This is a genomic window from Clostridium sp., from assembly GCF_029258205.1.
Lineage (GTDB): Bacteria > Bacillota > Clostridia > Clostridiales > Clostridiaceae > Sarcina.
The window spans coordinates 25605-44434 of sequence record NZ_JARHZJ010000087.1 but is presented as its reverse complement, the minus strand read 5'-3'; the positions used below and the strand labels follow the sequence as shown (position 1 = coordinate 44434).

The 18830-nt window shown below is 26.7% G+C and carries 19 protein-coding genes and 1 other annotated feature; of the genes, 14 read left to right on the top strand and 5 right to left on the bottom strand.

Annotated elements, in window-relative coordinates; translation table 11 throughout:
- Genes Q1J60_RS10545 through Q1J60_RS10530 form a run of 4 tightly spaced genes read left to right on the top strand, consistent with a single transcriptional unit; the run spans nt 1 to nt 3514 of the window.
- On the top strand, nt 1–1188 hold the full coding sequence (locus Q1J60_RS10545) for a YeaH/YhbH family protein (RefSeq protein WP_300261904.1): 1188 nt from the start codon (nt 1–3) through the stop codon (nt 1186–1188).
- Nucleotides 1189–1205: 17 nt separating this feature from the next.
- A complete protein-coding gene (locus Q1J60_RS10540; RefSeq protein ID WP_300261901.1) occupies nt 1206–2552 on the top strand; it encodes a SpoVR family protein in 1347 nt (448 codons plus the stop codon).
- Between the two features lie 53 nt (nt 2553–2605).
- Entirely contained in the window at nt 2606–3142 is a 537-nt protein-coding gene (locus tag Q1J60_RS10535) for a rubrerythrin family protein (protein WP_300261898.1), read from the top strand.
- 21 nt (nt 3143–3163) lie between these two features.
- Nucleotides 3164–3514, top strand: coding sequence for a hypothetical protein (locus Q1J60_RS10530; RefSeq protein WP_300261896.1), 351 nt, complete (start codon nt 3164–3166; stop codon nt 3512–3514).
- Nucleotides 3515–3619: 105 nt separating this feature from the next.
- Here the strand turns inward: Q1J60_RS10530 and pssA are convergent, their stop codons facing one another.
- Nucleotides 3620–4141 (bottom strand): CDP-diacylglycerol--serine O-phosphatidyltransferase, encoded by a 522-nt coding sequence (pssA, locus tag Q1J60_RS10525; RefSeq protein WP_300261893.1) that lies wholly within the window; start codon nt 4139–4141, stop codon nt 3620–3622.
- 313 nt (nt 4142–4454) lie between these two features.
- Here pssA and Q1J60_RS10520 point away from each other — a divergent pair, with 313 nt between their 5' ends.
- Nucleotides 4455–5336: a YegS/Rv2252/BmrU family lipid kinase gene (locus Q1J60_RS10520; protein ID WP_300261890.1), complete on the top strand. Its 882-nt coding sequence runs from the start codon at nt 4455–4457 to the stop codon at nt 5334–5336.
- A 72-nt stretch (nt 5337–5408) separates the two neighbouring features.
- Complete coding sequence (locus tag Q1J60_RS10515) at nt 5409–6089, top strand: hypothetical protein (protein WP_300261887.1); 681 nt, start codon at nt 5409–5411, stop codon at nt 6087–6089.
- Nucleotides 6090–6266: 177 nt separating this feature from the next.
- On the opposite strand, the gene Q1J60_RS10510 is transcribed toward Q1J60_RS10515, so the two are convergent.
- Genes Q1J60_RS10510 through Q1J60_RS10500 form a run of 3 tightly spaced genes read right to left on the bottom strand, consistent with a single transcriptional unit; the run spans nt 6267 to nt 8414 of the window.
- Nucleotides 6267–6959 (bottom strand): amino acid ABC transporter ATP-binding protein, encoded by a 693-nt coding sequence (locus Q1J60_RS10510; protein ID WP_300261883.1) that lies wholly within the window; start codon nt 6957–6959, stop codon nt 6267–6269.
- Nucleotides 6960–6970: 11 nt separating this feature from the next.
- Nucleotides 6971–7612 (bottom strand): amino acid ABC transporter permease, encoded by a 642-nt coding sequence (locus tag Q1J60_RS10505; protein ID WP_300261880.1) that lies wholly within the window; start codon nt 7610–7612, stop codon nt 6971–6973.
- A gap of 13 nt (nt 7613–7625) precedes the next feature.
- Nucleotides 7626–8414: an amino acid ABC transporter substrate-binding protein gene (locus tag Q1J60_RS10500; protein ID WP_300261878.1), complete on the bottom strand. Its 789-nt coding sequence runs from the start codon at nt 8412–8414 to the stop codon at nt 7626–7628.
- A 308-nt stretch (nt 8415–8722) separates the two neighbouring features.
- Between Q1J60_RS10500 and Q1J60_RS10495 the strand changes: the two genes are divergently transcribed.
- From Q1J60_RS10495 to nth, 6 genes are all read left to right on the top strand, one after another.
- Nucleotides 8723–9994 (top strand): magnesium transporter, encoded by a 1272-nt coding sequence (locus tag Q1J60_RS10495; RefSeq protein ID WP_300261875.1) that lies wholly within the window; start codon nt 8723–8725, stop codon nt 9992–9994.
- Between the two features lie 58 nt (nt 9995–10052).
- Nucleotides 10053–10289: a binding site (T-box leader), on the top strand.
- A gap of 44 nt (nt 10290–10333) precedes the next feature.
- Nucleotides 10334–11236, top strand: a complete 903-nt coding sequence (cysK, locus tag Q1J60_RS10490; RefSeq protein ID WP_300261872.1) for a cysteine synthase A — start codon at nt 10334–10336, stop codon at nt 11234–11236.
- Nucleotides 11237–11254: 18 nt separating this feature from the next.
- A complete protein-coding gene (epsC, locus tag Q1J60_RS10485) occupies nt 11255–11764 on the top strand; it encodes a serine O-acetyltransferase EpsC (RefSeq protein ID WP_300261869.1) in 510 nt (169 codons plus the stop codon).
- Between the two features lie 145 nt (nt 11765–11909).
- Entirely contained in the window at nt 11910–12902 is a 993-nt protein-coding gene (gene queG, locus Q1J60_RS10480; RefSeq protein ID WP_300261866.1) for a tRNA epoxyqueuosine(34) reductase QueG, read from the top strand.
- A 36-nt stretch (nt 12903–12938) separates the two neighbouring features.
- Nucleotides 12939–13643 (top strand): lysophospholipid acyltransferase family protein, encoded by a 705-nt coding sequence (locus Q1J60_RS10475; RefSeq protein ID WP_300261863.1) that lies wholly within the window; start codon nt 12939–12941, stop codon nt 13641–13643.
- A gap of 11 nt (nt 13644–13654) precedes the next feature.
- A complete protein-coding gene (gene nth, locus Q1J60_RS10470) occupies nt 13655–14284 on the top strand; it encodes an endonuclease III (RefSeq protein ID WP_300261860.1) in 630 nt (209 codons plus the stop codon).
- A gap of 29 nt (nt 14285–14313) precedes the next feature.
- Here the strand turns inward: nth and Q1J60_RS10465 are convergent, their stop codons facing one another.
- Nucleotides 14314–15177, bottom strand: coding sequence for a DMT family transporter (locus Q1J60_RS10465; RefSeq protein ID WP_300261858.1), 864 nt, complete (start codon nt 15175–15177; stop codon nt 14314–14316).
- Between the two features lie 206 nt (nt 15178–15383).
- Between Q1J60_RS10465 and Q1J60_RS10460 the strand changes: the two genes are divergently transcribed.
- Together Q1J60_RS10460 and Q1J60_RS10455 are read left to right on the top strand one after the other, a co-directional pair.
- The gene (locus tag Q1J60_RS10460; protein WP_300261855.1) at nt 15384–17747 is read left to right on the top strand and encodes a sensor histidine kinase; all 2364 of its coding nucleotides are present in this window, start codon (nt 15384–15386) and stop codon (nt 17745–17747) included.
- Between the two features lie 120 nt (nt 17748–17867).
- Nucleotides 17868–18773 (top strand): D-alanine--D-alanine ligase, encoded by a 906-nt coding sequence (locus Q1J60_RS10455; protein ID WP_300261852.1) that lies wholly within the window; start codon nt 17868–17870, stop codon nt 18771–18773.
- Nucleotides 18774–18830: the final 57 nt, after the last annotated feature.

The following is an 18830-nucleotide window of genomic DNA, read 5'->3' as shown; positions in this document are numbered from 1 at the left end:
ATGGCTATATTTAGAAATAAAGCAGAAAACTATGTAGAATATGATAGATCTATAGAGGATAGAAGACGTCATATACAGCTAGTAGAAAAATCTATTAAAGAAAATTTAGGGGATATACTATCAGAGGAAAGTATAATTGGAGAAACTAAAAATAAAAAATATAAAATCCCTATTAGAGGAATAAAAGAATATCAATTTATTTATGGGGAAAATAACAAAGGTGTGACAGCTGGTACTGGAGAAGAAAAACGAGGGGATAGAATATCCAGTGCCAAGAGAAAAGCTATTGGAAATAATAAAGTAGGAAATCAAGAAGGAAAAGATATATATGAAACTGAGATAACTTTAGAGAAACTTATGGATTATATAGTTCAGAATCTTGATTTGCCTAACTTAGATAGAAAGAAATACTCTGAAATAATAGTTGAAAGTACAGCTAAAAAAAGAGGGTATCAAAAATATGGTGTAAGTCCAAGACTTTCAAAGAAAAAAACTGTTATTTCTAAAATAGTTAGAAAACAAGGTAAAAAAAGAGCGTTAAATGAAATAGGGAAAGAAGTAGAAATAGGAAGATTTCCTTTTAGAGAAGAGGATTTAAGATATTATAAAGTAAAAAAACATGCTAAAAAGGAAAGTAATGCTGTAATGATTTTTATAATGGATGTTTCAGGTTCTATGGATAATACTAAAAAATATTTAGCTAGATCATTTTTCTTTGTTTTATCTAGATTTATAAGAAGAAAATATAATAATGTAGCCTTTGAATTCATATCTCATACTACTACAGCTAAGAATGTTAATGAATATGAGTTTTTCCATAAAGGCGAATCTGGAGGAACTTATATATCTTCAGGAATAAAAACAGCCATAAATTTAATAAAAGAAAAGTATAATCCAGGTATTTGGAATATATATCCTTTCTATGCTTCAGACGGAGATAACTGGAGTGAAGATAATGAAAAGGCTATGAAGGCTGTAAATGAAATTTCAGATTTAAGTAATGTGTTTGGATATATAGAGCTTTTACCTTCCACTTATTCTACTACAATGTTCTACAGATTTAAAAATGAAATAAGTAACAACAATTTTGTTTCTGTAACTGTAAAGGAAAAGAAGGATTTATGGAATGCTATAAAATATATTCTATCTGAAGAATTAAAGGAAGAAAATAAGGAATTAAATTTTTAAGATAAGGGGCTTTAAATATGGATTATAATTTAAAAGATTTAGAAGGTTGGAATCATAAGATAGAAGAAATAGCAAAAAATGAAGGACTAGATTATTATATGCAGGAATATGAAATTATAGGCTATAATGAGATGTTAAGTTATGAAGCATATGCAGGAATGCCTTCTAAATATCCACATTGGAGTTATGGTAAGGCTTATGAAAAGAATAAAACCTTATATTCATTAAATATGACGGGATTACCATATGAGATGGTTATAAATTCTAATCCTTGCCTAGCTTATTTAATGAAGGATAATACTTTATTGCTTCAAATATTAACTATGGCCCATGTATATGGTCATAATGATTTCTTTAAAAATAATAGATTGTTTAAAGAAGGAACAGATGCAAATAGTGCTTTAGAAATGTTTAAGCTAGATACAGATACTATAAGAGGATATATAAATGATCCAAGTATAGGTTATAGTCAGGTTGAGAGAATATTAGATGCTACTCATTCAATAAGATATCAAATACCAAGAGTTATAGGTGAAAAGAGAGAGTCTCAAGATGAGCAGAGAAAAAGAGTATTGGAGATATTAAATAAGAAAAAAGAAAATAGAGGTATCTTAGATTCGATGGAAGAAATACTTCCTTCTGATATAAGAAAAATCCCATTAAATCCAGATGAAGATATTATTCAATTTATAATAGATTATAGTAATTTGGAGGAGTGGGAAAAAAATATATTAAAAATAGTTAGAAGAGAAAGTCTATATTTTCTACCACAAATAGAAACTAAGATAATGAATGAAGGGTGGGCAAGTTATTGGCATTATAACATTTTGAAAAAGTTAAATTTACCTCAGGGACTTCATTTAGAGTTTTTAAAAAGACATAATGATGTTGTGGCTCCTATTACTTATGGGCTTAATCCTTACTATATAGGGTTTAGAATTTTTCAGGATATAGAAAAAAGGTATGGTAAAGAAAAGATTTTTGAAGTAAGGGCATTAGAAAGAGATACTTCTTTTATAAGAAAATATTTAACTAGAGAGCTTTGTGAAGAACTTAATTTATTTAAGTATGATAAAAAAGGTTTTGATTATGTTGTAGAGGAAGTTTCTGATGATTTAGGATGGAAGAATATTAGGAATCTTATTTCTGAAGAATGTGGTGTGAACTCTATTCCTCATATTAGAGTTAAAGAGTTAAATAAAAAAGATATGACATTAAACTTAGAGCATGTTTTTGATGGGAGAGAATTAGAATATAATTATGCAAAGAAAACTTTAAAGTATATAAAGATTTTATGGGGAAGAAAAGTAAATTTAATCAGTAAGAGAAAAGATGGTTCAGATATGTTATTTATGTGTGATTAATAGCAAAAAACTTTCATATTATAGAATATAAATAATATAAAATTGGAGTTAATATGAAAAGTTTAAAAGGATCTCAAACTGAAAAAAATCTTTATAAAACCTTTGCAGGAGAATGTCGTGCTAGAACAAAATATAATTTATTTGCTGAAGAAGCACGAGAAGAAGAACAGCACTGGATAGCAGATGTTTTTGATGAAACTGCTAAAAATGAATATGCTCATGCTAGAGAAGTTTTTAAAAGATTTTTAGGTAATGTAGGGGACATAGCACAGAATCTTATGGTATCAGCTATGGGAGAAAGTGATGAGTTCAAAGAAATATATAAAGAGTTTGAAGAAACTGCTCGTAGTGAAGGATATGAGGAAATAGCAGATTTTTATAAGGAGCTTAGAGAGGTAGAGGAATCTCATAATGAAAGATATATGTACCTTTATAATAAAATCAAATCAAAAAAATTATATTCATCAGAAGAATCTGTTAAATGGATATGTACAAATTGTGGATATATACATGAAGGAAAAGAAGCGCCACTGAACTGTCCTTTATGCAAATTTCCTCAAGGATATTTTAAACTTTTAAATGAATGTTAGTACTAAAGAGGAGACTTTTTAATGGGACAAATTGGGGGTTTAAAAAAACATTTTAAAGAGGTTAATAATTTAAGTTCTGTTTTAAACAGTTATGCTAATGCTTATAGACTTTTAGTTGGAGCTGCTGGAGAATTAAATAATATAGCTAAAGTTAGAAAAAGAGATTTAGATGATGCCTTAGATAGAGTTGATGAAATGGGAAAGATAATAGATTCTGTTTTAGAGGTTATTAAGGATAATGAGGAAGCGTATATTAAGTATATAAGACTTAAATCTAAATATATAATGGAAAAAGCTTCAAAGGATGTAATTCTAACTGAAGTTGAACAAGACTTACTTTTTGAAAACTCTAATAGAGAGGAAGAAGAATAAATAATAAAAAGGTGTGTATCAAAATATAACAAATAAAACTTACAAACATATTGTATTCATATTGTTTGTAAGTTTTATAAAAAGTTATTTTGATACACGCTTTTTTTAAAATTTTTTTAATTGTAAATTACTAACCATTAAGTAAGAGAATACAACTAAAATTACTATTGGGAATAAAATGTTTAATTGATACTTTGTTGATAATAAGATAAATAAAGCAACAACAGCTCCAGCAATAGTTATAGGTACTCCTCTAAATACACCATCAAATTCAGTTGCATTGTATCTAGCTAATCTAAAAGCTCCGCAAATAGGGAAGCAAAGTAATAATGCATAACCTATAATTCCCATAGGACCTAAAGATTCAAAGTTATAGAATACAAAAGTTAGTACTGATGGTGCCACACCAAATGATACTAAATCAGCTAAAGAATCCAGTTCCTTACCAAGATCACTAGAAACATTTAAATAGCGAGCAACTCGTCCATCATATCTATCAACTAATCCAGCCATAATTATAAAAATTGCAGCTAATAAATAGTTTGATTTAAATGTTGCTAATAATGATAATATACCAAAAGATAGGTTTATAAAAGTAAATATATTTGGTATACTACTTTTTCTCATATAATCACTCCTAATAAAAATATTAACAATAATAAAATTATACTAATGTATATCCCAAAATTAAATATATCTTAGAACAAAATAATTTTGGACTAATTTCAATAAATAGTTAAAACATAGATATTATTGCATAATTCTTAGTATAAGTCAAAATGTAATTACTTATACCACATTATCGACAATAGGACTAACAAATGATATAATTTTATAATATTGTAGGGTTTGTATAATATATTAAAAATGATACCATTAATTGAAAGAAATATCAATTCAATTTATTTATAGTAAGTAATTAAAAGTGGAGGATAAAACATTGAAGAAAGTAAGATTTATATATAACCCATATTCTGGAGAAAACGCTATTTTAAGGGAACTTGACAAGATAATAACTATGCATCAGGAAAAGGGATATACTATAGTGCCGTATAGAATTCAAAGAGGAGTTGATGTAATAAATGCTTTAGATGTAGTAGATTCTACTTATGAATATGTACTTATTGCAGGTGGAGATGGAACAATAGATACTGTTGTTAATGCTATGAAAAAAAAAGGAATAGATATTCCAATAGGAATTATTCCAGTAGGAACAGCAAACGACTTTGCAAAACATTTAGGTATGCCTCAAGATGCAGGTGCATGTGTTGAACAAATATTAGATTCTTATGCCGTTGGAGTAGATCTAGGTAAAGTAAATGACAATTACTTTGTAAATGTATTATCTACAGGATTATTTACTGATGTATCTCAAAAAACAGATACAAATTTAAAAAATACAATAGGTAAATTAGCATACTATTTAAAAGGGTTAGAGGAATTACCTAATTTTAGAAAACTAGATGTTAAAATTACTGTAAATGGAACAGTATTTAATGAACCAATATACTTAATGCTTGTTTTTAATGGACAAACAGCAGGAAACTTTAAATTAGCAACTAAGGCTAAAGTTCAAGATGGGCTTTTAGATATAGTTATATTTAAAGCTTGTCATATTCCAGAATTAATACCTATGTTTATAAAGGTATTAAAGGGAGAACATTTAGAGGATTCTAGAATTGAGTATATAAGAACAGATGAACTTCTTATAGAGTCTAATGAGAAAATAGTTACAGATATAGATGGAGAAAGAGGTCCAGATTTTCCATTAAGAGTTCAGTGTGTTAAAGATGGAATACAAGTTTTAGGAATAAATAAGTAATATAAATAATAACTTATAGTAATGAGATTTAATATGTAAACAAGATAGGTGAGAGATAAATTAGGAGGAATTATGAATCAAATATTTATTTATTACACAATATTGTTTTTTATAATTTTCATTACTATAGGTAATTTAGTAGAAAATTATAAGTATTCACCTAAAAAAATAAAAGATATAATAAGCATAGTTTTTTTATTACAAATTATAAGAATCATATCCTTAATAGTACTAGCTTTAGTAAGTAATCAAAGGTATATAAGTTTATTTAAATATGTAGGTTTTTTAGATATAATATATATTCCTTTATTAGCATTAGTAGCATTCTATATTTTGTTTAGAAGTGACAGGATAAAATTTGAGTTTTTTAAATTTGCACCAATATTATTAACAGGGTTTTATATAGTAGTAATAGCTATTTTTAAACCTTTTTTTAGGATGTCTTGGGAATATGGTTATATAGTTACAATAGAAAGAAACACTTTACTTAAATCAATATATATTATTTTATTAGTAACTATATTAAGTTGTTTAATACTTTTTAAAAAGGAAAAACATTCTAATAAAAAAGGAATTTTATTTTTAGGGGTAACATTAGCTTTCATAATAGTAGAAAACTCATTAGAATTATTAGGAATTAAGTTCTTAAATGGTGATATAATTAGTGAGTTGATTTTGTGTATTTTAGGTTTTTATATAGTTTTAACTTTTAAGAAAAATAGAATTTCTGCAAGGGACTGTATCAAGAGTTAATAATAAAACTCATAAACAGATTTTGAAAATTACTAGGTTTTAAGTGAAAGTTTAAATTCTAGAGATTATCTAGATATTCTATTCATACTGTTTATAAGTTTTTTGAATTTATTTTGATATACTCCCTTATTTTTGAGATAATAACAAACTAAAAATAAACTTTAAAAAGAAGTAGGATTATCTCCAAAACTCTTTTGAAGCTACATCCTCTAGTATTTTTCCAGAATCTAATTTTATAATTCTAGAAGAGACTTCTTTGGCAAATTCCATATCATGAGTTATTATTAAAACTCCAATATTTTCAGTAGCCAAGGATTTTATAATATTAGAAACATCATGAGTTAAAGATGGATCTAAGGCAGATGTAGGTTCATCAAAACATATATATTTAGGATTTAACATTAAAGCACGTGCAATAGCAACTCTTTGTTTTTGTCCACCTGATAGCTCGCAAGGGTAATACTTAACTTTATCTTCTAAAGAAAGTTTAGAAAGAATTTGTAATGCTTTTTTAGTAGCTTCTTCTAGAGATAGGTTTAGAGTATGCATTGGAGCTAAAATTAAGTTTTCTAAAATATTCATGTGAGGAAAAAGGTTTAATGTTTGAAATACTAATCCTATTTTTTTGTGAATTTCCTTTTGTGCTTTAGAATCTTTATATATTCCATTTTCACAAATTTTTATTGAGTCTAAATTTATATCTCCAAAGTCACAGGTTTCAAGTCCATTTAAAATTCTAAGTATTGTTGTTTTGCCGGCACCAGAAGGTCCTAGTAAAGTTAATATTTCTCCTTCTTTAAAGGTGAAAGATATATTTTCTAATATTTTATTACCTTTAAAGGATTTCTCTAAATTTTTTACTTCTATCATTTTTAATCCTCCTAATCATAATATGAATATTTTTTCTCTAATCTATAAAATATTTTAGTTAGAATTGCTATTAACAGTAGATATATTATGCCTATTAAAAATAATGGAACAAGAGAAGCATCTCTATTACTTGCAATTTTACCAGCTCTTAGAAGTTCACCTATACCAACTACATAAACTAATGAAGTATCTTTAACTAAAGTAATAACTTCATTAGCAATTGAAGGTAAAGTCTTTTTAAATGATTGAGGAAGAATTATCTTTTTAAAGGTAAACCATTTTGAAAGACCTAGGATTTTGCTTGCTTCAAATTGTTCTCTATTAATATCTTTTATACCTGATCTAAATATTTCTCCAAAATAGGCTGCATAATTTAAGGTGAAAGCTATTATAGCTGCTGGGAATCTATCTATGTTTATTCCTATTATTGGTAGTCCAAAGAATATAAGGATTAACTGTAATAATAGAGGGGTTCCACGCATAACCCAAACATATAAAGATGATATAAAGTTTATTATTTTAATATTTGATAATCTAAGTATCGCAACTATTATTCCTAAAGGAATAGATAGAATTAGTGTTAATATAAAAACAACTAATGTATTTTTTAAGCCTTCTATTATTGTGGGCATTAAAGTAATAATATAATTCAAAGTTAATACCTCCTTATTTCTCTAAATCTTTTCCAAACCATTTATTAGATATACTAGCTATAGTTCCATCCTCTTTCATATTTTCTAAAGTCTTATTTAAAGGTTCTATTAAATTGGAATCTTTTCTAAGTCCTATGCTATAACTTTCTTTACCTAAATCTTCAGTAAGAACATGAAATTTACTTGGGTCATTTTTTGAAATATAGTATTGAGCAAGAATTTCATCACAAACAACTGCATCACTTCTTCCAGCTTTTAAATCCATAAAGCAATCATTAAAGCTATCAAAAAGTACAGGTTCTCCATTTTTAAAAGATTTAGTTAGTTCAGGTTTTTCAAATAGAGTATCAAGAGAGCTAGAACCATCTTGAGTAGTTACAGTTTTTCCTTTTAAATCATTTAAATTATTTATATTAGAATTAGAAAGTGTAACTATAACTTGTCTATTTTTTAAATATGAATTTGTAAATGTAACTTTTTTTAATCTTTCAGGTGTCATAGTATATCCATTCCAAATCAAATCTATATTTCCATTATTAAGTTCAGTTTCTTTCATTGACCAATCTATTGGTTGGAAAATAACTTTTAAATTCATACGTTTAAAAGCTTCCTTTGCTAAATCAATATCAAAACCAACTATTTCACCTTTTTCATTTTTAAAACCCATAGGAACGAAAGTATCATCTATTCCTATAATTACTGTTTTACTATCCTTTTTAGTTTCGATTTTCTTTGATGAATAACCAAAAATAAGAAAAGATAGAAGTACTATGCTAATTAATAAAAATAATAACTTTCTCATATCTTTCTCCTTTCGATTTATTGTATTAATACTTTATCACGATAAAGCAGAAAAGTCAAATGAAAAATAAAATAGTTTTATTTAAATATTGACAAAAAGTTGCATTTTAAAGTTTATATAATATAATAAATTAGAGAGTTATGTAATTTTTTATTTATAGGTGGTGAAACTAAATGGAAGATAGCCCTCGAGAAGATAGGTGCAATTTAAAACTAAATATTATAAGAAAAGAGGGAAGTGATTTTCTAGATTAGTAAACTAATAATATACTTCTCCTTTTCTTAAAAACAAAAAAGGAGGAGAGTTGGATGAATAAATTAACAATGTTTTTATACAGTAACATAATCAATAAGAAAATATATGATGAGTTCAATGAAGTCATAGGAGTTTTAAAGGATGTTTATGTAACCACAGAGGAGGGTTATCCAAGAATTATAGGTTATAAAGTAAAGCGAGATGGTGTCATATTTGATTATGAGTTTAGAAATATAGATTTTTATCAAAGAGATAATGGAAAATTTAAAATACAAATAAGAGGTAGTAGAGAAATATTACCAAGAAATTACAGTTATCTTTTATCTGAAAATTTATTGGATAGAAAAATCGTAGATATAAATGGTAAGAAAGTAGTTAAAGTTGATGATTTAAGAATAGTAAAAATTGCAGGTGAATTTAGAGTAATAGCTGTTGAAACAGGAAAGATAGTAAAGTTTAGACGTAAGGGGTTAGAAGGGCTAGGAAAATTATTAGCTAAAGTTTTTAAGGAAAAGTTTCAAGAAAAAGTTATTATGTGGGAAGATGTTGAGTCTTTAGAAATGATTAATGATAACTTAAAGCTAGCTATTCCATATAAAAAGCTTCAAAAATTGCATCCAGCTGATTTAGCAGATATACTTGAAGAACTTGATGCTATAAACAGAAAAAAAGTTTTTGATAGCTTAGATGAAGATTTAGCTGCTGATACCTTAGAAGAAATAGAACCAGAAGTACAAAGTAGTATAATAAAAGGACTTTCTCATTCTAAAACTGCAGAACTTTTTGAAAATATTCCAAATGACGAAATAGCAGATATTATAGATGAACTAGATGAGGAAGAGAGAGAAAAAGTATTAATTGCATTAGAAAATGAAGATGCAGAAGAAGTTAAAGAACTTATGGGATATTCAGATGAATCCGTAGGTAGTATAATGAATAAGGATTTTATATCTTTTAATCTAGATCTTACTGTAAAAGAGACAATAGAACTATTAAGAGAATTAGATGCAGATGAAGAAGTTATGTACTATGTTTATATAACTGATGAAGAAGATAGATTAAAAGGAGTTGTAACTTTAAGAGATTTAATAATGAATGGAGAAAATAAGAGACTTAAGGAGATTATGCACACATCTTCTATAAGTGTTAATATAGATAGTACTATAGAGGATGCCATAGAAAAATCAACAAAGTATGATTTAATATCAATTCCTGTTGTGGATTATGAAGAAAAATTAGTGGGTATGGTTCTTATTCATGATATAGTTGATGAATTAATTCCCAATAACTTAAAAAGAAAATTTAAGAAAAAGTACACAGATTAGTTGACAAATTTTAATAAAAGAATATAATAAAATATATAATTCGTATCAAAATAGTAGGATAAATGTTATGATAAAGTAAAGTATTATAAAGATAGGTCACAGAGAGAAAGTGGTGCTGGAAATCTTTCACCAATACTTTATAAGAAGTGCGCTTTTGAACAGAAATTTCGAAAAGTTAGCATTAGAAATTTTCGAGTATCACCCGTTAACGTGATAAAGTATTTATAGTACTTGATTAAGTGAGGTCTTTACCTAATTAGAGTGGAACCACGGAGTAAAAAGCTTCGTCTCTAAATAGTGTAAGGCCTTTTTTATTATATTTTTAAGGAGGAAATTTATATGGTTTTTAATAGTCTTTTAAGTTTAATAGGAAACACACCAATATTAAAAGCAAATAATTTATTTGAAAGAAATAATGTATTTGTTAAATTAGAAAAATTTAATCCAGGAGGAAGTATAAAGGATAGAGCAGCTTTAGGAATGATAGAAGAAGCTGAAAAGAAAGGATTGTTAAAAGAAAATGGAGTTATAGTAGAACCAACTAGTGGAAACACAGGAATTGCCATAGCTATGATTGGTAAAATTAAAGGATACAAAGTTATTATAACTATGCCTGAGACAATGAGTAAAGAAAGAAGAGACATGATAAAAGCTTATGGAGCAGATATAATTTTAACTGAAGGCGTTAAAGGAATGAAGGGAGCTATTGAAGAAGCTGAGAGATTAGCTAGTACAGAGGGATATTTTATGCCTCAACAGTTTTTAAATGAAGCTAATGCAAAAAAACATTATGAAACTACTGCTGAAGAAATAATAAAAGATATACCAGACTTAGATGTATTTATTGCAGGAGTAGGAACAGGTGGAACTATTACAGGGGTAGGAAAAAAATTGAAGGAATATAATCCTAATATAAAAATAGTTGCCGTAGAGCCTAGTGATTCAGCAGTATTATCAGGAGAAAATTCTGGCGCTCATAAAATTCAAGGAATAGGTGCTGGGTTTGTACCAAAGATATATGATTCATCAGTAGTTGATGAAATAATAAAAGTTAAAAATGAAGATGCATACACTATGGCAAAAAACTTTGCTGATAAAGAAGGAATTTTAGTAGGTATATCTTCAGGTGCTGCACTTCAAGGAGCAAAGGATATTTTAGAGAAGATAGCTAAAGATAAAAAAGTGTTGGTTATAGCACCTGATGGAGGAGAAAAATATTTTTCAACAGGGCTATATGAGTAATTTGTAGGAGTGAAAATTTTGTTCAAAAAATTAAGATATGATATAGAAAATGTTATGAAAAATGATCCAGCTGCTAGAACAAAACTGGAGGTTTTATTGCTTTATCAAAGTATACATGTTTTGATATTTTATAGAATAGCACATGGACTGTATAAGATAAAATTATTTTTTCTAGCACGATTAATTTCTCAGTTAGGAAGATTTTTTACAGGCATAGAAATTCATCCAGGAGCAAAAATAGGAAAAGGGCTTTTTATAGATCATGGAATGGGTGTTGTAATTGGTGAAACTGCAGAGGTAGGAGACAATGTAACTATATATCATGGAGTTACTCTTGGAGGAACTGGAAAGGATAAAGGTAAAAGACATCCAACTATAGGGAATAATGTTATTATTGGATGTGGGGCTAAAATTTTAGGTCCTATAAGTATAGGGGATGGAGCAAAAATAGGAGCAAACTCTGTAGTACTAAAGGATATTCCAGAGAGCAAAACAGCTGTTGGAATTCCAGCAGTTATTAAAAATTAATTTATAAATATGCCAATTTTTATTATTTGGTTTATAATAAGGCTATATATAAATTTTATTAGTTGGTGAAAAACTGAAACTATATGTTTTTAGATTTACTAATAAAAAATTTAATATAGTCTTTTTTAGTTTGAGGTGATAATTTTTGAAGGAAAAGATTTTAGAGTTTTGTAAATCTTTGGGGTTAGACACTGTGGGATTTGTAAAGTGTAGAAGATTTTCAGAACTTGAAGAGGTGTACAATATAAGAAAAGATAAAGGGTTTGAAAATGAGTTTGAGGAAAAGGATATAGAGAAAAGATTAAATCCTAATGTGTACATGGAAGAAGGAAAGACTATAATAACAATTGCTTTTCCTTATTTATATGATGAGGAATATGTTGATAATGGATTTTCAGTTTATACTAGAGGAATGGACTATCATTATGTTGTTTCTAATTTCCTTAAGAAGATAAGTGAATATATAGAGTCTTTAGGAGGAAAGGCAATTTCTTTAGTTGATAGTAATTCCTTGCCTGAAAGACATATTGCATATTTAGGAAATATAGGATTCATAGGAAAAAACAACATGCTAATTACTAAGAAGTATGGGTCCTATGTGTTTTTAGGAGAAATAATTACTGATTTAGAAATTCAGTGTGAAGAAGAAAGAACTTTAGATGAATTAAGAACTTATAAGGAATGTGGTACCTGTGAGATATGCTATAAAAATTGCCCAACTAAGGTTTTAAATAGAAGTAAAATGAAAAATACTAATTCATGTATGTCTTATATAACTCAAAAAAAAGATGTTGAAGATAAATATTTAAAGCTTATGAATGGAAGAATATTTGGATGTGATAGCTGTCAAAAGGAATGTCCATACAATAAGGAAGTAAGTTATACAAATATAGAAGATTTTAAACCTCTTGATTTTATGCAAAGGGATTCTTTTGAGGATTTTCATAAAATAAGCAAAAAAGAATTTAATGAAACCTTTAAAAAGACTTCTTGTGGATGGAGAGGTAAAAATACGATTTTAAGGAATATAATGATTAAAAAGGTGTTAATTAATAAGGAAGATATATCAAGCTATAAATTAAATTCTGAAAATCTTAAAAATTTTAAAAATAGACTTTTAAATTTTTATGATGTATAATAATATATCGTTAAAATTGATAAAGGAGGTAAAGTTATGTTTACTCGTATAGGAGCTAATATACTAGTTAGATTACCAGAGAGTATTTTTAGACCAATAGCAGGAACTTTAATCGGTGGGTGTTTAAATAAATATGCTGACTTGAATGTTTATGGACTTGATAAAATAAAAAAGGAAGAAGGTCCATTTATATTTATAGGAAATCATTTAAGTAATGCAGATGGATTAGTTCTAGATAAAGTTTTACAAAAAGAATATAATCCATATTTTGTTGCAGGAGTAAAGCTAAATGATAATGCCTTAACTAATATAGGTACAAGATTAGTTAAAAATATAAAAATAAAGCCTAATTCAGCAGATAGAGAATCCTTAAGCAAAATTGTTAAGGCGGTTAAAGGTGGAGAAAATATAGTTATTTTCCCTGAAGGAACAAGAAGTAGAAATGCAAAAATGATAGAAGCTAAAAAGGGAATTATACTTATAGCAAGATTAACAAAGGCTAAAATAGTACCTTTTGGAATGACTGGAACTGAAAAGCTTATGCCAATAAATGATGAAAATATGGGAGCTGAGAAGTTTAATCATTCAAAGGTTAACATAAACTTTGGAACTCCTATGGAATTGCCTAAAAAAGAAAAAGATGAAGGAAAGCATGAGTATGAAGAAAGAGCTTTAAATTATCTTATGAAAAATATAGCTAATCTTTTACCAGAAGATTATAGAGGGGTATATAAAGATTAGGGGGATGTACTATGAAAAAGAGAACTAAAGAGGTATTAGAAATATTGAAAGAAGAGTATCCAGATGCTAAGTGTGAGCTAAATTATGAAACTCCCTTTCAACTTTTAGTTGCTACTATTTTATCAGCGCAAACTACAGATAAAAAGGTTAATGAGGTTACTAAGATTTTATTTAAAGATTATCCAGATGTAGATGCTTTTTTAACTATAAGTCAAGAGGAACTAGAAGATAGAATAAAGCAAATAGGGTTATATAGAAATAAAGCTAAAAATTTAATTATGATGGTTCATCAATTAAAAGAAAATTTTGGCGGAGAAGTTCCTAAAACTATGGAAGGAATAACTTCTTTAGCTGGAGCAGGAAGAAAAACTGCTAATGTGGTTTTATCAAATGCTTTTGGAATTCCATCTATTGCAGTGGATACTCATGTATTTAGAGTTTCGAATAGGATTGGGTTGGCACATTCAGATAATGTACTTGAAACTGAAAAACAACTTCAAAAAGAATTACCTAAAAAAGAATGGTCTTTAACCCATCATCTTTTAATTTTTCATGGAAGAAGATGTTGTATAGCTAGAAAGCCTAAATGTGATATATGCAAGATAAATAAATACTGTGATTATTTTAAAAATAATAGATAAAAAGCTACACAAAATAGTGTAGCTTTTTTTTACTTATTAGCCTCTTTTTTGTTATATAAAAATATAGAAAGAGACGACAATAGAATTAAGACATATCCTATTAGTGATATTTTATCTGGTATATCCCCAAATAATATAAAACCTATTAGAGCAGTGAAAATGACTTGAGTGTAGTCATAAATTGAAATATCTTTTGCTGGAGCATATTTATAAGCAGCTGTTAATGCAAATTGAGCACAAGAAGCTGTAATACCTGCAAGAATTAAAAATACAAATTGTCCTAAGTTAAATGTTTCAAATTGAAATAACATAATAGGAAAAGTTGTTACTATTGAGAAGAAAGAAAAGAAGAAAACAATAGTAGCTCCTTTTTCCTTACCACCTAAATATCTAACAAAGGTATATGCTCCTCCAGCAAAGGCTGCTGAACAAAGTCCAATTATAGCAGGAATAAAGTTACTTGCTAAATTTCCAGAAGGTCTAACTATAAATAAAACTCCAGAAAATGCAGCTAAGAGGCATATTATATGAATTGGTTTTAATTTTTCTTTTAGAAATAAATAAGAAAATATAATAACAAAAAATGGGCTTAATTTATTAAGAATAGTAGCATCTGATAATATTAATCTATCAATTGCATAGTAATTAGCCCAAATTCCTAATGTTCCTAAAGCAGAACGTCCTATAAGAGCAAGTCTATTCTTACTGTGTCCAAAAAGTAAGGCATTATCTTTCTTAACTAAATAAAATGCCACTAAACAACTAACTAAATTTCTGAAGAAACTTTTTTCTATTGATGGTAAATTACCTGATAATTTTACAAATGTACTCATAAGAGCAAAATTAAGTGCTGATATGGTTATTAAAATTATACCTTTTGTTTTATTATTCATTTAATCCTCCTATTAAATTTTTAAAATTTTCATAATAACATTTTAGATGTTAAAAATAAATAGGTCAATATTAATAATATATAGAGTAAATTTATGAAAGGATGAATAAATTTTTTTTTGAAAAAGCATAAGTTTAACTTATATTAAATATTCATTTAATATATAATAGAAGTGTTATTCTAAATAAGAATGGGGAAATTTTAGATATGTTGATTGGACTTTTTAATAATTTAGGTATTAAAGAAAAAATATTAAAAAGAATAGCAATAGCTACGGTAATATTGTTAAGTTTATTTTTTATAAAAGGTTTAAAGATTATTTGTGATTTGAATAATGATATATTTAAGGATGTAAGTTTAATATATGCTGCTGAAGAAATAATAGTAATAGCAAAAATAATCCTTTGTCTTATGATATTATTTATATGTTTTATATATTATAGAGGTCTTAAAAGAAAAGAATTCTTTGGCATATCTCTTGTTTATGTAAGCATTATTACTGAAATGTTTTTTATAGTTTTAACTGGGAAAATAGTTGAGAATCAGGTTTATGATTTAAATTTATTTAGTTTATTGTTTAGAGGTGTATTATTACTTTTATCTATTTTATGCCTTAAAAACTTTGATGTTTTTATAATAAAATACAAAAAAACAACTATAATATTTGTAGTATTATTAACACTTATATTACAAATATTAAATATTAATAATAATCTAGGAGTATATAGTAATAATATTATATATAATTTAACTTTAATTTTAATAGTTTTAACATATATCTCTTGTATTATAGTCTGTTTAATTAAAATTTTTCAATTTAGAGAAATAACTTATTTGGTAATAATGATAAGTGGGGTTCTTATGTTGTTAAAATTAGTTTATGGCATTTCTTTGACCGTAGCTAATAATGATATTATAAAAATAAATATCGTATTTTTTAACTTGATATCATTTATGAGTTTTGTATTTGGTATGCTTTTTGATTCATTTCAAGTTATAAAAAACAAAAATTTTATGAAAGAAGAGTTAAGTGTATTTTTTAACCTAATAGAGTTTGATGGTAATAGCGAAGTAATATTACTTAATAATAATTTAAAAGTTATATATGCAAATGAAAAATGTAGAAGCAAGAGAATTTCTGTGAAAAATAGAAAGAATAAAACTTATTTTGATTTAGAAAAACAAATTAAAGAGTTTTTATATGATAAAAATATAATTAGTATAGAAAGTGTTCTTAGAAATTCACAAGAATGGAAGGGAATAATAAAACTAAATGGAGATGATGAAGTTGTAAAAGTAAATCTCCAAAAGATAAACAAGAAAAAACATCTTTATTATGTATTAAGGGTAAATGATATAACAGAAGAATACAGAATGGAGAAAAATTTAAAATTAGATGAGCAAAAGCTTAGAGGTGTTACTGAAAATATAAAAGACTTAATATTTACAATTGATGTTGAAGGGAAAATAACATATGTAAATAAAGCAGTTATGGATGTTTTAGGATATAATGAAGAGGAATTAATAGGTAAAGTTTATTGTAATTTATTATTAATTGAATCTAATTTAAAGATTATAGATAGCAAATATTTTAATAAAGATAAAGTTTTAACAATAGATAAAGTAAGATCTAAAAATGGAATGGTTGAATTAGAACTTATTTCTAGTAGAATTAAGGATAATAAAAACAATACCTTAGGATGGGTAAGAGTTGCAAGACATGTAGAAGATGTAAAAGAAATAGAAATTTTAAAAAATAAATTTGAAGAAATAAAACAATATGATAAAGTTAAAAATGAATTTTTCGCCAATTTATCTCATGAACTTAGAACTCCAATTAATATAATATATTCATGTATACAACTTCTAAACACTAATAAGAATAATGAAGAAACATTTGTTAATTTATATGACAAGTATGAAAAAACTTTAAAGCAGAATTGCTTTAGAATGTTAAGGCTTGTAAATAACCTTATAGATATAACAAAAATAGATTCTGGGTTTATTAAAATGGACTTTATTAATTATGACATAATAAAACTTACAGAAGATATAACTATGTCTGTAATTCCTTATGTCGAATCTAAGAATATAGACATAATTTTTGATACTGACTGTGAGGAATTAGAGATAAAGTGTGATCCAGATAAAATTGAGAGGATAATTTTAAATTTATTATCTAATGCTATAAAATTTACAGAATCAGGTGGAAATATAGAAGTTAGTATTCTAACAGATGAAACATGGGTGGATATAAGAGTTAAAGACACGGGTATAGGAATTCCATCACATATGAAAGAATTTATTTTTAAAAGGTTTATACAAAATGATAAATCTTTAAATAGGAATAAAGAGGGAAGTGGAATAGGATTATCTTTAGTTAAATCTTTAGTAGAATTACATGGAGGAAAAGTTTTTTTGAGAGAAAGTAATGAGTCAGGTAGTGAATTTTCAATTTTATTACCTAATGTAAAATTGGAAAGTGATGCAGAGGATAGTTGTGGTTTAGATTATAAAACAGAAGTTGAAAAAATATCAATAGAGTTTGCTGACATTTACGAAATATATTAAGGCGTTTAATAATATTAAATGATTTTATAAACTTTCTATTTTAAAAATATAGTGATATAATATTAAGGGCTTGTTTAAATAAGACAAGTCCTTAATTATTTCTATTTTGGAGGTAAGTATATGAAAATTGGAGTAATAATGGGAGGTATTTCTTCAGAAAGAGAAATATCAATACAAAGTGGTAATGCTGTAGTTAATGCCTTAGATAAAGATAAATATAAAGCTATTCCTATAGTTTTAAATGAAAAGGAAGATTTAATAGAGAAGGTTAAAGGAATTGATTTTGCTCTTTTAGCTTTACATGGAAAATTTGGTGAGGATGGAACTGTTCAATCTGTTCTTAAAACTTTAGGTATACCATTTTCAGGGTGTGGCCCTTTAAGTAGTGCTATATGCATGGATAAGGATATGACTAAGAGAATATTAGCTTTTGGAAATGTTAGAACAGCAAGATGGCTAATGGTTTCATCAATAGACGAGATAGATTATGAAAAAATAGAGAACTTAGGTTATCCAGTATTCATAAAACCTAACAATGGGGGGTCATCTGTGGCAACAACTTTAGTTGAATCTAAAGAATCAGTTAAAGATGCTGTATTAGAGGCCTTAAAATATGATAGAGAAGTGATGATTGAAGAGTACATCAAAGGTGATGAGATAACTTGTCCTATAATTGATGGAAAAATGTTACCTGTTTTAGCTATAAAACCAAAGGGAAAATTCTTTGATATAGCTTCAAAGTATGAAGATGGCGGAGCAGATGAATTTATAGTTAAATTAAATCAAGATCTTCATAAAGAAGTAGAAAAAATGGCTTTAGAAACTTACAAGTTATTAAAGTGCGATGTATATGCTAGGGTAGATATGTTAGTAAAAGATAACATTCCTTATGTATTAGAAGTAAATACATTACCTGGTATGACAAAGAATAGCTTATTTCCTAAAAGTGCTACAGGAATAAATATGAGTTTTGAAGAACTTTTAGATACAATAATAGAAAAATCTTTAAAGGTTAATAGAGAATAATTTTATTTAGTAACAACTTTCCTTGTAAAATTATATTTTATATAGTAAGAATTACTT

Bases quoted from the DNA above. Each gene is read 5' to 3' on its own strand.
- Q1J60_RS10535 (WP_300261898.1), top strand. From the start codon at position 2,606: ATGAAAAGTTTAAAAGGATCTCAAACTGAAAAAAATCTTTATAAAACC.
- nth (WP_300261860.1), top strand. From the start codon at position 13,655: ATGAAAAAGAGAACTAAAGAGGTATTAGAAATATTGAAAGAAGAGTAT.
- cysK (WP_300261872.1), top strand. From the start codon at position 10,334: ATGGTTTTTAATAGTCTTTTAAGTTTAATAGGAAACACACCAATATTA.
- Q1J60_RS10500 (WP_300261878.1), bottom strand. From the start codon at position 8,414: ATGAGAAAGTTATTATTTTTATTAATTAGCATAGTACTTCTATCTTTT.
- Q1J60_RS10515 (WP_300261887.1), top strand. From the start codon at position 5,409: ATGAATCAAATATTTATTTATTACACAATATTGTTTTTTATAATTTTC.
- Q1J60_RS10460 (WP_300261855.1), top strand. From the start codon at position 15,384: ATGTTGATTGGACTTTTTAATAATTTAGGTATTAAAGAAAAAATATTA.
- Q1J60_RS10510 (WP_300261883.1), bottom strand. From the start codon at position 6,959: ATGATAGAAGTAAAAAATTTAGAGAAATCCTTTAAAGGTAATAAAATA.
- Q1J60_RS10455 (WP_300261852.1), top strand. From the start codon at position 17,868: ATGAAAATTGGAGTAATAATGGGAGGTATTTCTTCAGAAAGAGAAATA.
- Q1J60_RS10475 (WP_300261863.1), top strand. From the start codon at position 12,939: ATGTTTACTCGTATAGGAGCTAATATACTAGTTAGATTACCAGAGAGT.
- Q1J60_RS10540 (WP_300261901.1), top strand. From the start codon at position 1,206: ATGGATTATAATTTAAAAGATTTAGAAGGTTGGAATCATAAGATAGAA.
- pssA (WP_300261893.1), bottom strand. From the start codon at position 4,141: ATGAGAAAAAGTAGTATACCAAATATATTTACTTTTATAAACCTATCT.
- Q1J60_RS10545 (WP_300261904.1), top strand. From the start codon at position 1: ATGGCTATATTTAGAAATAAAGCAGAAAACTATGTAGAATATGATAGA.
- Q1J60_RS10530 (WP_300261896.1), top strand. From the start codon at position 3,164: ATGGGACAAATTGGGGGTTTAAAAAAACATTTTAAAGAGGTTAATAAT.
- Q1J60_RS10495 (WP_300261875.1), top strand. From the start codon at position 8,723: ATGAATAAATTAACAATGTTTTTATACAGTAACATAATCAATAAGAAA.
- Q1J60_RS10465 (WP_300261858.1), bottom strand. From the start codon at position 15,177: ATGAATAATAAAACAAAAGGTATAATTTTAATAACCATATCAGCACTT.